General features: G+C 57.8%; 11 protein-coding genes and 1 pseudogene. 10 read left to right on the forward strand and 2 right to left on the reverse strand.

Features of this window, described 5'->3' with window-relative positions:
• Positions 1 to 117: 117 nt before the first annotated feature.
• The 6 genes from PR018_RS19760 (at position 118) to PR018_RS19785 (ending at position 7,269) form a co-directional block, all read left to right on the forward strand.
• Complete coding sequence (locus PR018_RS19760) at positions 118 to 1,599, forward strand: M81 family metallopeptidase (protein WP_142831699.1); 1,482 nt, start codon at positions 118 to 120, stop codon at positions 1,597 to 1,599.
• Between the two features lie 64 nt (positions 1,600 to 1,663).
• Complete coding sequence (locus tag PR018_RS19765; RefSeq protein ID WP_209207051.1) at positions 1,664 to 3,181, forward strand: ABC transporter substrate-binding protein; 1,518 nt, start codon at positions 1,664 to 1,666, stop codon at positions 3,179 to 3,181.
• Positions 3,182 to 3,204: 23 nt separating this feature from the next.
• Positions 3,205 to 4,146 (forward strand): ABC transporter permease, encoded by a 942-nt coding sequence (locus PR018_RS19770; RefSeq protein ID WP_142831639.1) that lies wholly within the window; start codon positions 3,205 to 3,207, stop codon positions 4,144 to 4,146.
• On the forward strand, positions 4,143 to 5,006 hold the full coding sequence (locus PR018_RS19775) for an ABC transporter permease (RefSeq protein WP_425064165.1): 864 nt from the start codon (positions 4,143 to 4,145) through the stop codon (positions 5,004 to 5,006). The genes PR018_RS19770 and PR018_RS19775 overlap by 4 nt, the downstream gene beginning before the upstream one ends.
• Before the next feature lie 2 nt (positions 5,007 to 5,008).
• Positions 5,009 to 6,811 (forward strand): ABC transporter ATP-binding protein, encoded by a 1,803-nt coding sequence (locus tag PR018_RS19780; RefSeq protein ID WP_142831630.1) that lies wholly within the window; start codon positions 5,009 to 5,011, stop codon positions 6,809 to 6,811.
• A gap of 62 nt (positions 6,812 to 6,873) precedes the next feature.
• On the forward strand, positions 6,874 to 7,269 hold the full coding sequence (locus PR018_RS19785) for a RidA family protein (RefSeq protein ID WP_142831629.1): 396 nt from the start codon (positions 6,874 to 6,876) through the stop codon (positions 7,267 to 7,269).
• 117 nt (positions 7,270 to 7,386) lie between these two features.
• On the opposite strand, the gene PR018_RS19790 is transcribed toward PR018_RS19785, so the two are convergent.
• Positions 7,387 to 7,794, reverse strand: a complete 408-nt coding sequence (locus tag PR018_RS19790) for a LysR substrate-binding domain-containing protein (RefSeq protein WP_341798996.1) — start codon at positions 7,792 to 7,794, stop codon at positions 7,387 to 7,389.
• Between the two features lie 634 nt (positions 7,795 to 8,428).
• On the opposite strand from PR018_RS19790, the gene PR018_RS19795 reads away from it, so the two are divergent.
• From PR018_RS19795 to PR018_RS19805, 3 genes are all read left to right on the forward strand, one after another.
• The gene (locus PR018_RS19795) at positions 8,429 to 10,561 is read left to right on the forward strand and encodes a putative bifunctional diguanylate cyclase/phosphodiesterase (RefSeq protein WP_142831628.1); all 2,133 of its coding nucleotides are present in this window, start codon (positions 8,429 to 8,431) and stop codon (positions 10,559 to 10,561) included.
• A gap of 524 nt (positions 10,562 to 11,085) precedes the next feature.
• Positions 11,086 to 11,340 (forward strand): type II toxin-antitoxin system Phd/YefM family antitoxin, encoded by a 255-nt coding sequence (locus PR018_RS19800; protein WP_142831627.1) that lies wholly within the window; start codon positions 11,086 to 11,088, stop codon positions 11,338 to 11,340.
• On the forward strand, positions 11,337 to 11,759 hold the full coding sequence (locus PR018_RS19805; RefSeq protein ID WP_142831626.1) for a type II toxin-antitoxin system VapC family toxin: 423 nt from the start codon (positions 11,337 to 11,339) through the stop codon (positions 11,757 to 11,759). The genes PR018_RS19800 and PR018_RS19805 overlap by 4 nt, the downstream gene beginning before the upstream one ends.
• A 326-nt stretch (positions 11,760 to 12,085) precedes the next feature.
• Here PR018_RS19805 and PR018_RS19810 read toward each other — a convergent pair whose 3' ends face one another.
• Positions 12,086 to 12,271, reverse strand: a complete 186-nt coding sequence (locus PR018_RS19810; protein WP_142831637.1) for a helix-turn-helix domain-containing protein — start codon at positions 12,269 to 12,271, stop codon at positions 12,086 to 12,088.
• Between the two features lie 136 nt (positions 12,272 to 12,407).
• On the opposite strand from PR018_RS19810, the pseudogene PR018_RS19815 reads away from it, so the two are divergent.
• Positions 12,408 to 13,229 (forward strand): annotated as a pseudogene (locus tag PR018_RS19815) (L-arabinose isomerase family protein); the annotation flags it as partial.
• Positions 13,230 to 13,420: the final 191 nt, after the last annotated feature.

Genomic DNA, 13,420 nt, shown 5'->3' on the forward strand with positions numbered 1-13,420 from the left:
GTTCTGACGGTCGCACACGGCGGCCCGGCAGGCGGGAACTAGACAGATAGACAATCTAACGTCGGTACCTGCCCCCTTGCGGTGGCTCGGAGGCCGGCGGGTATTTAGGCGACAGACATGCGCATCTTCACCGCCTCGCTGGCGACTGAAACGAACACCTTTTCTCCCGTGCCAACGGATATGAACGCCTTCAAGGCGGCATTTTATGCCGGGCCAGGCGAACATCCGGACACACCGACGCTCTGCTCCGCCGTTGTCCCGATCCTGCGCCGCCGCGGCAAGCAGGAAGGCTTCACCGTCATCGAAGGCACGTCATGCTGGGCGGAACCGGCCGGTCTCATCCAGCGGCAGACCTACGAGACCTTGCGCGACCAGATCCTCGCCGAGCTGAAGGCAACCCTGCCGGTCGATGGCGTGGTGCTCGGCCTGCATGGCGCAATGGCCGCTCAAGGGTATGACGATCCGGAGGGCGATTTCCTCTCGCATATTCGCGACATGGTCGGCCCGGATGTCCTCATCGCTGCCGAATTCGACCCGCACAGCCATCTGACGGCGCTTCGTGTTGCTAATCTCGATCTCATGGCCGCGTTCCTGGAGTTCCCGCATACGGATTTCGAACAGCGCGGGGAACATGTCGTCGAGCTTGCGCTCCAGGCCCTGCGCGGACAGATCAAGCCGGTCATCTCTACCTTCGACTGCCGTATGATCACGATTTTCCCGACGAGCCGGGAGCCGATGCGCTCCTTCGTCGATCGGATGCAGGCGATGGAGGGCAAGGACGGCATCCTATCGGCCTCGGTCATTCACGGCTTCATGGCCGGCGACGTGCCCGATATGGGAACCCGCATCGTCGTCGTCACCGACAATGACAGGCAAAAGGGCGACGAACTAGCGGCAGGCCTTGGTCGCGAGCTCTACGGCCTCCGCCGCGAGACCGCGATGCCGATGGTCGACACCGAGGCGGGCCTCGACAAGGCGGTCGCCATCCGCGCCGCCCATCTTGAAAAGCCGGTCACCATCGCAGACGTCTGGGACAATCCCGGCGGTGGCGTCGCCGGTGACGCCACCCATGTCCTGCGCCGGATGATGGAACGCGGCATGGACAATTTCGCCGTTGCGACGATCTGGGACCCCATCGCCGTCACCTTTTGCCATGCAGCGGGCGAGGGCGCCGAACTTTCTCTGCGCGTCGGCGGCAAGTCCGGCCCGGAGGGCGGCGAACCGCTCGACCTGCGCGTCACCGTGCAAAAAGTCTTCGATGCCGGTTGGCAGAGTTTCCGCAATTCGCGCGTCACGCTCGGCAGTGCCGCGGTCATCAGGCCGGTCGGTACCCACATCGATATCGTCCTGATCACAAGCCGCACGCAGACCTACGAGCCGGATATCTTCTCCAACCAGGGTATCGATTTCGCCGGGAAGTGTTGGCTCCTGATCAAGTCGACCAATCATTTTTATGCCGGTTTCCAACCCGTCTCGTCAGACATCGTCTATATCGCCGCGCCGACTTCCTATCCGACCGATCCTGCAACGACGCTTTATCGCAAGGCGAGCCTCGAACTCTGGCCGCGCGTTGCCGATCCGCTGGGGCTGGATAGCTGAATTCTCGACCGGCAGAAACCGCGCCGAAAGAACTGGCCGAACCGAAAACAACAAGGGGATGACGATGAAACACAGTGCACTTGTTTTGATGACGCTTGCGGCATTGGCCGGTACGAGCAATCTGGCATTGGCTCAGAAAAGTGACGGCGTCTTGACCGTTGCCACGATCGGCGAGCCGCCGACGCTCGATGTCATGCAGACGCCGACCGATATCGTTCTGACCATCGACCAGCATATTTTCGAGACGCTCTATACCTATGACGCAGAATGGAAGTCGGTTCCGCTGCTCGCCGCTGCCATGCCGACGATTTCCGAAGACGGCATGACCTACAGGATCCCGCTGCGCGAAGGCGTGAAGTTTCACGACGGCAGCGACTTCGACGCCAAGGACGTGACCGCCTCGCTAAAGCGGTGGATGGCGATCAATTCGAAGGGCAAGCAGGTTGCCGCCATCATCGACAGCCTTGTAGAAGACGGTGATCATGCCGTCATCATCAAGCTGAAATCGCGTTATGCGCCGCTGCTGGCCACTCTGTCGCAGGCCTGCGTGATCATGCCCTCCGAAAAGGTCAAGGATACGCTCACCGATTTCATCGGTACCGGCCCTTACGAACTGAAGGAGCGCAAGCCCGACCAGTACACCCAGCTCGTCCGCTTCGACGGCTACAAGTCGCCGCAGGGCACGCCGAGCAACTATGCCGGCAAGCGAGAGGCGATCGCCAAGGAAATCCGGTTCGTTCCTGTTCCAGATGCCAACACTCGCGTCGAAGGCCTGATTTCCGGGCAGTTCGATTATGCGGATTCGTTGCCTGTCAGCGCCTACGAGCGTGTCGAAAAGAGCGGCAACGCCAAACCCGTGATCTTCAAGAATGCCGGCTGGGCTTCGATGAACATGAATATGAAGCAGGGCCTTCTGGTCAATAAGCAGCTGCGTCAGGCGGTGCAAGCAGCCCTCAACGCCAATGACATGATGCTGGCCGCCTTCTCCGATGACCGCTTCTTCAGCGTCGATGGCTCGATTTTCCCGAAGGGCTCCTTCTGGCACACCGAAGCCGGCGTTGCCCGGTACGGAGAAGGCGATCAGGAAGCCGCTGGCAAGCTTCTAAAGGAAGCCGGCTATGACGGCACGCCGCTACGCCTCATGACCAGCCGCCAGTACGAATTCCACTACAAAATCGGCGAAGTCGCCAAGGCCTATATGGAAGCTGCCGGTTTCAAGGTCGACCTGCAGGTTGTCGACTGGGCAACGCTGACCACCCGGCGCGCCGATCCAAAGGAGTGGGACATCTTCATCACCCATTCCAACTTTCCGGGCGACCCTACCACGATCAACACCATCACCGACAGCTATCCGGGCTGGTACGTTTCCAACCAGAAGACAAAGGCTGTTGCAGCTTACATGGATGCAACCACCGATGATGCCAAGAAGAAGGCCTGGGACGGTATCCAGACAGCCATCTATGATGACGCCTCGCTCTTTAAAGTCGGCAACTTCAATGCGGTTTCCGGTCTCGCAAACGGCGTTTCCGGATACGAGCCAACCTACTGGCCGCATTTCTGGAACGTCAATCCGAAGAAGTAGGGCTTGGAACGACCATGGCTACGATCGCACAGGCACTTTTAACACGGTTGGGGGGCATGGCCGTCGTGCTCGCCCTCGTCGTAGCGGTGGTCTTCATCATCGTTCGCGTGACGCCTGGCGATCCGGCCGCAGTCATGCTGGGGTCGGATGCGACCCCTGCGGACATCGCCCAGCTGCGCACCAAGATGGGGCTCGATGCACCGATGATCGTCCAGTATGGCCAGTTCGTGTTGGGCATACTGCATGGTGACCTCGGCCAGTCGATCTTCCTGAATCAGCCGGTGACGACGGCACTTGCCTCGCGTGCCGAGCCGACTTTCTTCCTGACGCTTTTCTCAATCCTGATCGCGGTCGGCATAGCCTTGCCTGTCGGCATCCTGTCGGCGGTCAAGCGCGGAACGATCTTCGACCAGATCGTCGTCACGCTCACCATGGTTGCGGCCAGCGTGCCAAGCTTCTGGCTCGGGCTGATGCTCATCCAGATCTTCGCCGTCGGTCAGGGCTGCTTCCCGGCCTCCGGCTACGGCGGCCCCGAGACACCCTTTCTCGAACGGCTGCATCATCTCGTGCTGCCGGCTGTCGCACTCGGCATCGTCAATTCGGCGCTGATCACCCGCTTCACCCGCGCTGCCATGCTTGATGTCCTCGGTGAGGATTATGTCCGCACCGCCCGGGCCAAGGGCGCCGGGGAAGGTCGCGTTGTCCTCAAGCACGCGTTGAAAAACGCGATGATACCGATCATCACCGTCATCGGCCTGTCGGTCGCCATGCTGGTCGCCGGTGCGGTTGTCACGGAGACCGTCTTTGGTCTGCCTGGCGTCGGCAATCTCGTGGTCTCGGCTGTCCTGCGCCGCGACTATCCGGTCATTCAGGGCGCGTTGCTCACAGTCGCCGCCATTTACGTTCTCATCAATTTCATCGTCGACATGCTCTATATCGTCGTCGATCCACGGGTGCGCCTATGATCACCATGGCTTCCGTCTCCATGCCCTTGTCCTCCGGCCTACGCCGCCTGCTCGGCAACCGAGCCATGCTTTTCGGCGCAATCATTCTGGTCGTCGTCGTCTTCGCAGCGCTGCTGGCCCCCTTTGTCGCGCCCTATGCGCCGAACAAACTGTCGATTGTCAACAAGCTGAAGCCGCCATCCATGGTCCACTTTTTTGGAACCGACGAATTCGGCCGTGATATCTTTTCCCGCGCCATCTTTGCGGGCCGCATCTCGCTTCTGGTCAGCCTCGGCGTCGTCTTCATCTCGACCGTGCTCGGGGTGATCCTCGGCGTTGCGGCCGGGTTCTTTCGCGGCCTCGATGCGCCGATCTCTCGCCTGCTGGATGCAATGATGTCCTTCCCGGACATCCTGCTGGCGATCGCGCTCGTTGCAGCGCTCGGGCCGTCGCTCACCACCGTCATCCTGGCGCTTGGCATCACCTATGCGCCACGCCTGGCCCGCATTATCCGTGGCTCGACGCTGGTCCTGCGTGAACTGCCCTATATCGAGGCAGCCGTCGCCATGGGGCTCCCAACCTGGCAGATCCTTGTCCGTCACGTGCTGCTCAATCTGGCCTCGCCCATCCTCGTGCAGTCGACCTTCGTCTTTGCCTCGGCGATGCTCGCGGAGGCAAGCCTCTCCTTCCTCGGCGTCGGCGTTTCCACCGACATGCCGACCTGGGGCACGATGCTGGCGTCGGGGCGCGAATATATGAACAACGCACCGTGGCTGATGGTTTTTCCGGGCCTTGCCATCGTCTTCTGCGTTCTCTCCCTGCAATTGCTTGGCGACGGCCTGCGCGATCTTGTCGATCCGCGTCTCGCCAAGGAAAGCTGATCATGACCGACGCGACCACAAACAAGCCGGTCCTTGCAGTCGAGAGCCTGACGACCTCTTTCAAGACACCGGAAGGCTGGAAGGCCGTCATCCGCAATATCAGCCTGCATGTCGATGCCGGCGAGACGGTCGCGATCGTTGGCGAGAGCGGCTCGGGCAAGAGTGTCACCGCGCTATCGACAATGCGGCTTCTACCGGCCGGTCGGGCACGCACTGAAGGCCGTATTCTTCTCGATGGCAAGGACCTGCTTGCTGCAAGCGAAGCCGAGATGCGCAAAGTGCGCGGCGGCTCGATCGGCATGATTTTCCAGGAACCGATGACGTCGCTCAATCCGGTCTTTACCATCGGCAACCAGATCGCGGAAGCGCTGGTCCTGCATCGCGGCCTGTCCTGGGCACAAGCCGAGGCCGAGACCGTGCGGCTGATGGAGCGGGTGCGGATCCCGGCGGCAAAGGCACGCCTCCACGAATATCCACACAAGTTCTCCGGCGGCATGCGCCAGCGCGTGATGATCGCCATGGCGCTTGCCTGTCGCCCGAAGCTTCTGATCGCCGACGAACCGACAACCGCGCTCGACGTTACGATCCAGGCTGAAATCCTTCATCTGCTGCGCGAATTGCAGCAGGACGAAAACATGGGCGTGTTGTTCATCACCCATGACATGGGTGTTGTGGCGGAAATCGCTGACCGTACCGTTGTGATGTTTCGCGGCGACACGATCGAGACAGGGCCGACGCAGGAGATCTTCGCCGCTCCCAAGGCGCTTTACACCAAGTCGCTGCTCGCCTCGATCCCGCGTCTCGGCACCATGGGAGCCGCGGTCGCGCCAAAGCGTTTCCCGGAGGTCGATGCGTCGACCGGCGTGGCAAACGATGGCCGCGAGATGTCTGCCGTTGCGTTGGGCGTCGAGCCGATCCTCAAGGTCGATCGTCTGTCCGTCCGCTTCGACCTGCCGACCGGCCGCGTCCATGCGGTCGAAGACGTGTCCTTCGATCTTCGCCCTGGCGAAACGCTGTCGCTGGTGGGCGAATCCGGCTGTGGCAAGTCGACGACCGGCCGTGCCATCATCCGGCTTATCAATCCGTCCGAAGGCTCGATCGTCATCGGCGGCCAGGATGTGACGAAAGCCGGCACAAGGGAGCTGCGCACCATGCGTCGCACCTCGCAGATGATCTTTCAGGACCCCTTTGCCTCGCTCAATCCGCGCCTCACCGTCGGTTCGGCGATTGCTGAACCGATCCTCGCCCATGGGCTGATGGGACGGCGGGATGCCAAGGAGCGCGTCGTCGAACTGCTGGAACAGGTCGGACTGTCGGCGGCGATGGCGGAGCGCCACCCGCATGAATTTTCCGGCGGCCAGCGGCAGCGCATCTCGATTGCCCGTGCCTTGGCACTCGATCCGAAATTCATCGTCGCAGACGAAGCTGTCTCGGCGCTCGACGTTTCAGTTAAGGCACAGGTTTCCAACCTCCTGCTCGACTTGCAGGAAAAGCATGGTCTTGCCTATCTCTTCATCAGCCATGATATGGCCGTCGTCGAGCGGATGAGCCATCGCGTCGCGGTGATGTTCCTCGGCGAAATCGTTGAGATCGGTCCGCGGGCGGCAATTTTCGACAACCCGCAACATCCTTATACCCGCCGTCTGATCTCTGCGGTGCCTATTCCCGATCCGGCACGCCGCGGCCGGACTGTACCACCTTCGACTGAAGAGATCAGAAGCCCTATCCGTCCATTCGATTACGTTCCGCCGAAGCGCATTTTTCGGGAAGTCTCGCCCGGCCATTTCATCCAGGATTCGCACTGATGCCACTCCCAAGGGGCAACGGTTCAAATTCGCATTGTAAAATAAAACTGAAAGACACTTCCATGACAAGCAACAAGATCATTCGTTACGATATCGCCGACGCCCAGGCAGGCGGCCAGAGCCGACCTTTCGCCAAGGCCGTGCGCGCGGGCGATTTCATCTACATCTCCGGTCAGGTGCCAACCATCGATGGCGAGGTCGTAGTCGGCAATATTGCTGTTCAAACCGAACAGGTGGTCGCCAATATCAAGTCCGTCCTGGCGCTCGCCGACTGCACGCTCGAACATGTGGTCAAGGTTAATGTCTGGCTCGACGACGCCCGCGATTTCTCCAGCTTTAATGCCGTTTTCCAGAAACACTTCATCGATCATCCGCCGGCACGCTCCACCGTCCAATCGCCGATGATGGTCGATGTCAAGGTAGAGATGGACGTCATTGCCTACAATCCGCTGGATTGACAAGGTCTCGCCGGGCCAGGCAACCTCATGCGTCTTTCGTGGCGCCTGAGGCTGCCTTGAAGTCCCTCGCCGCGGGCTGCATGTCGGGCGGGCTGCATGTCAGAAAGCATCCTGTGATCACGAGGACGGCCTGGCGGAAAAATCGGCGCTGAGCCGAGTGGTCCGCGCGTCGATTCTCGGGTTCGACCCAGCCAGGGTCGGGACGCCGTGCTTTTCGAGGTATTGGCGAGATCCTACGCATACCAGAGAAAGGTTTGTCACGCGCCTGGCGACGGCATCGGGCTCCTCGACAACTCCTCTTATCACCAGATCGACCCGATCATCGATCATGTCCCGCCGAAGCTGCGATAAAACCAGATCCCCCCGGAGATGAGGATATTCGGCCAGCAAATTCGGAATGGTTGGCAGAATGTGAAGTCGACCGAATGTGGTAGGGGCTGCAATGCGGATCGACCCAGACATGTCGGCGCCGCTGCCCTTAACTTCTCGATCAGTAGCTTCGATCGCCTTGAGCAGTGGTTTCATTCTGTCGAAATATTTTTTGCCCTTGATCCGTCAAGGTGGCGTTCGGCGTGCTTCGATTTGAAGAGTGCAACCCCCCAGATGATTTTCGAGCGTACGGATCGCTTTGCTCACTGCCGGCTGTGCCGTGCCGGTTGGTAAAGCCGTTTTTACCCGGAGCTTGCCGCCTGGCAACTGGTCGACGTCGATCCGCCCGCACGGCTTGATGCCAAGGTGTTGCAGCAAACCCGCTTGAGTGTCGATGCCTTTTCATCGTCACGGCCAGGGAAGGCATGGATAGCATTCCAAATGCCAACGAAATCTGATGCCCTGCGTCAGAAGTGGTCACGTGGGAGACCGCAGACACGACAAGGCAATTCATGCTCGTGTTAGCAAAGAAGAGATCGAGCCTCGATCTATACCTTCCCTCGACTGTAGGCCAGTAACGCAACCGCGCAACTTTCCGGACGTACTTCACAAACCAACGCCCAATATTCGAGATGCCGACGCCGGTTAAGTAGTTGCAAGTTCATTTAAGTTAACTGGCTTTTAACCACAAGCGTAAGTCACATGATAATAAGGCTGAGTTAGTTTTCAAAGTCGAGGAAAGATTCAACTACAAAATATCGCTTATATTTTTTATCTGGGGGAGAGGCCAATGCCAATAACGAAGACCAACATCTCGAAGTGGCCTGTTGCTCTCTCCACTGCCTTGTTTGTTATAGTACTTGTCACTCTGGGCGCTCTGGCAACAAATGTCATCACAACCATGCGCCGCTCTGCAGATATCCGTGATGACGAGCGTGCGTCTCGAGCAGCCCAGTCGGCAATCCGGTCTCTCAAAGACCGGGTTTCTATGACTCTTCTCGACAATGCCGGCTCGAGTGATGCTTACCAGGTTTCGCAAGCGGGGGAATTCTCTCGATGGGCCATTGAGAAATGGCGCGGAACGAGCGGAGCCGCATCTATCTACGATGGAGCGATCGTAACGACGCGCAGCGGTGCGACCGCTATGGCGAGCTACAAAGGCTCAACCTTCGATCCCTCGACTCGCTTCCGAGGTACTCTCCAGTCGCAAGCTTCGGCAGCTCTGAAGAATGAGGGAAAGCCGCTTGTCGAATTCGTCAAGACGTGGGATGGTGTTGATATCCTGGCATCGACAATCATACATCCAGACGGCGGCACGACAATTAGTACCCCTTATGCGGTTTTGTCGCTCTTCAGGCACGTGCGGGATTCTGACCTTGGCTTGCTTGCGGAGCAATATCAGCTTGAGGGCCTGCGTCTTTACGAGGAAGCACCTCGCAATATGCTCGTCGTCGCGCTGAGGAGTGCCTCAGGCCTACCCGTTGCTTACCTGGGATGGAATAGACTTCGACCGGGCACCCGAGTGTATCAGGAGGTCAGAAATGAAGTACTAGCCGCCGGCGTCATCTTGGTCGTTTTCCTTGTCGTGGTGGTAACTGCCGGAGGTGCAGAGTCCCGGCGGATGGCGAGAATGGCGCGGTTGGCTCGATATGAAGCGAGCCACGATGGTCTCAGCGGCCTTTTGAACAGAAACGGGCTTTTGGCGGATTTGGATAAAGCACTCGAAAACGGGGACGATGTTACACTTCATCTCCTGGATCTTGACGGCTTCAAGGCGGTCAACGACACCTGGGGTCATCAGATCGGCGACGTCCTTATCCAAAAAGTTGCTAACACAATTTCTCAGTGCCACCCGCAAATTGTCTCCGCGGCGCGATTGGGGGGCGATGAGTTTGCCCTTGTCCAGTGCGACCACGGTCCTTCATCGAATTTTTGCGCGCGGGTTCTGTCGATTTTCGAAAAGCCATTCGAAATCGAAGGTCGAACAGTAGAAGTTGGTGTTAGCATTGGCAGCGCGCGTTCGGTCAACGTCACCGACTCCTTCGAATTGCTTCGCCGTGCCGACTTAGCTCTTTATCGGGCAAAGCACGACGGCAAGGGAAGGGCCGTGGGGTATCGGCCGGAACTCGACCGCGACCGCGAAGAGATGGCCGTGCTTGAAAACGAGCTGAAACGTGCCGTTGTCAATGGCGATATCGGTGTTGCCTATCAGCCGCTTGTCGCCTCAGGGAGCGGTAAATTGAACGGTGTAGAAGCGCTCGCTCGATGGCAGAGCCCGACGGGTCCAATCAGCCCTGAAATATTCATCCCCTTGGCAGAGCGCTCTGGCCTGATTGATCAACTGGGCATGTTGATTTTACGTCAATCTGTAAGAGCGGCTGCCGACTGGCCGGAGCTTGGGCTGTCCGTCAATGTTTCTCCGGTGCAAATGTGCAATGCCTCGTTCGCACACCGGGTTGCAAGCCTCTTAAAGGAAGAGAACTTTGAACCCACTCGGCTGACCCTGGAGATTACCGAGGGTGTCCTAATGTCGAACCCAACCCACGCGCAAAGGGCTATCGATGAGCTTAAAAAGATTGGTGTCCGGTTTTCTCTCGATGATTTTGGCTGCGGTTATGCCAGTATCGGAGCGCTTAGACAATTTGGCTTTGACAGCATGAAAATCGATCGGTCTCTGGTTTGGGCATTCGACGATGGGCGTGGAAGAGACATATTGAAGGCGACGATCGCGCTCGCCGCGGCACTATCAATCCCCGTCACAGCAGAGGGGATTGAAAACGAAGGGCAGGCCGACTTTCTTCGAGATGCCGGGTGTGATCAGCTTCAGGGATATATGGTAGGGCGCCCGATGTCCGCGGAAGAGTTATCCCGTTTCAGAACGAACGCGAACGCGCGGCCTTTGAGCTCACCGGCCGCTGCCTGACAATCCTGGAATAGATATCCAATCTTTGCGTCGAACTTTCAAAAAGCGAACTCTCCTAATCTTGGGTTTCTCGGTGATGATCGTACGACAGACGAGCCAACATCCAATCCGATAGCAAGACTGTCGGCCGCCCATCCGGTCGCTGTTGAGCACACGCCGACGGTTAGCGCGATGGGACTCGGCTCTTTGGCGGCTTTGCCGCTCATTGCGTTGCGCTCCCTTGCGCGGCCTTTGCGTGAGTTTTGAGCACACACCGCGTGGCATGCGCTCGACCTGTGCCTGATGTTTGGCCGCTATCAGACCGAAGGTGCGGCGGCAACAGCCGACGGCATCGCCCATACAAGAGCTTGCCCGAGCCAGAATAAGCACTTGATTTGGATGAATCACTTTACCAAGTCGGCGATCAAACTTAAACGGCGCCGGGTTTATAGTCGCGTAAAGTGTTGCTACCAAGCCGAATCTCTCTTATATGTAGGTACGTACCTACCTACCTACCTACTTACCTACCTACTAGGAGGCTTTCGATGAGTATGACGAGTTTGTCCAGCCGTGAGGTTAATCACGACGTTAGCAAGGCAAAGAAAGCTGCCCAGATGGGGCCCGTTATCATCACAGACCGTGGTAAGCCATCGCATGTGTTGATGACCTACAGCGAGTTCGAGCGTCTGACGGGAAAACGGCGGAGCCTCGTTGACGCGCTTTCAATGCCCGGTCTCTCGGTGGTCGACCTGGATCCGCCGAGGGCAGAAATCGTAACCCGCGAGGTCGACCTGTTTTGAAATACCTGCTCGATACCAACGTCGTCTCCGAACTGCGTAAGGCCGGAGACGGCAAGGCAGATGTAAACGTTACGCGTTGGCTCAACTCGCAGCATTCGAGCGATCTGTTTATTTCTGCTATCACGATCCTCGAAATTGAGCGAGGGATATTGCTCCTTCAACGTCGCGATCGGTCTCAGGCGGCTCTCTTGCGGACATGGATGGACAGACGCGTCCGCCCTGAGTTCGAGGGCCGTATTCTCTCGATCGATGATGCGATTGCGACGCGTTGCGCTCATCTTCATATCCCAGATCGTCGAAACGAGGCTGACGCTTTGATCGCCTCGACTGCGCTGGTTCATAGCTTGACCGTCGTAACGCGTAACGTTCAAGATTTTGCCGGAACCGGCGCGATTGTCGTTGATCCGTGGCTGGGCTGACGATTTTACATTCTGCAACACAGCATTATGGTGGCAAATAGCCGCGTTCCCTTCCAAATCAAAGCCTTTGGCAGCGGCGGGAGCTGATTTTTCAATATCTTTGGCGGCGCAAGAAGGGTCGGCGGTTCATATCGGATCAAGCGCAAGTAGTGATCTCAGTCTCTTCAAAGCTTTCCTATCAGCACACGGTTACCCTCCCGGTTACCGCACAAGCGACTGGGTCATCCTGCAACATCGCACAACTCGACCGCCGGAAGGTTTACTTTACGGAGCCCTGTTTTCGCATTCCTTTCGGAGAAAATTGTCCGATTTCATTCTTCATCAGGTCACTTTCGTGAAGCTTGAGCGTTCCCCACGGCATGCCTGAATTGGCTTGGGGAGAGATCTGTTGACTGTTTGAACTGATTGGAGAAATGGAAGGCTGAGTTGAAGCCTAGTAGCCCGGCGATCTCCTTGATCGATTTGTCGGTATTGGAGAGAAAGTCGTGAGCCCGCTGGATCCGGACGGTGATCTGGTACTGATGTTACCATTCTTCGGTCGCGTGACCTTGAATGCATCCTGAACCATGGCCTTCAGGATCTTCCTTTTTCGACAAGGACGCCAAAGGCGATGTCTCGCTGAAGATTGGCGAAGCCGATACTGTATTTACCGCGCAAAGCGCCGTGTTCGGCACGCATATCGAGGTTTTGGAAATCGACGAACTGGCGCGCTTGAGGCGCGAAGTCTCCGACAGCGAAATCCTGGCATGCCTCGCTAAGATCAAGTCCGATTTCGATGTGCAGGCCGATTGCGACGAAGAGGAACTGACGCGGGCCGCAAAGACCGCCGTTGCCCTCCGCAAGCTCGTGGAACTCAAGCGCATCGGTTCTCTGGCCTACTACTACGAATCCGTTCCCGGCCATGAATACGAGAACATTATCACATCCGTTATCGTCGGGTGCTCGATGTTGACGGCCGAGGGTATTCCGGTTGCTGGTGAATACGAGATCAAGAACGCTCAGGCGATGAAGATTATGGACAGTTTCGGCTCTGGCGGATCGTTCACAGAGTACTACGCAATGGACTTCAAGGCTGACGTCGTCCTCATGGGCCATGATGGCCCAGGTCACACGAAGATAGCCGAAGGCCGTACGAAGATACGGCCCCTCCAAGTTTTCCACGGTAAAGTCGGCTCGGGCGTCAGCGTTGAAATGTCCGTCAAGCACGGACCAGTCACATTGCTTTCCGTGGTCGAAATCGCGGGCACGCTCAAGCTGCTTTGCGCTGAGGGCTTTTCGGTCGAGGGTCCTATCCTGGAAATCGGAAACACCAACAGCCGATATCAATTCTCCATTGGCGCACGAGCGTTTACGGAGAATTGGAACGCGCAAGGGCCAGCACACCATTGTGCCGTCGGTGTCGGCCACATCGGCGGTAAGATTGAAAAGCTGGCAGAGCTTTTAGACATTCCATTCGTAAAGGTCTGTTGAGCGTTGGCTCAGCCTCTCTGTTTGATATTGCGATATTCTGTCCGCACAAGCGTAATAGCGAGCCGGACGTTCATATCCCTTCAAGACCTGAAATATCGGTTCGACTTTGTGCTCAATAGTGGCTGCGACCCATTCTCCATGGCAGCTTTGCGCCGTCATTTTGGCCATTCGAGCTGCTTTTCGATCTCCTA

Origin of the sequence: Rhizobium rhododendri (genome assembly GCF_007000325.2) — a bacterium.
Taxonomy (GTDB): domain Bacteria; phylum Pseudomonadota; class Alphaproteobacteria; order Rhizobiales; family Rhizobiaceae; genus Rhizobium; species Rhizobium rhododendri.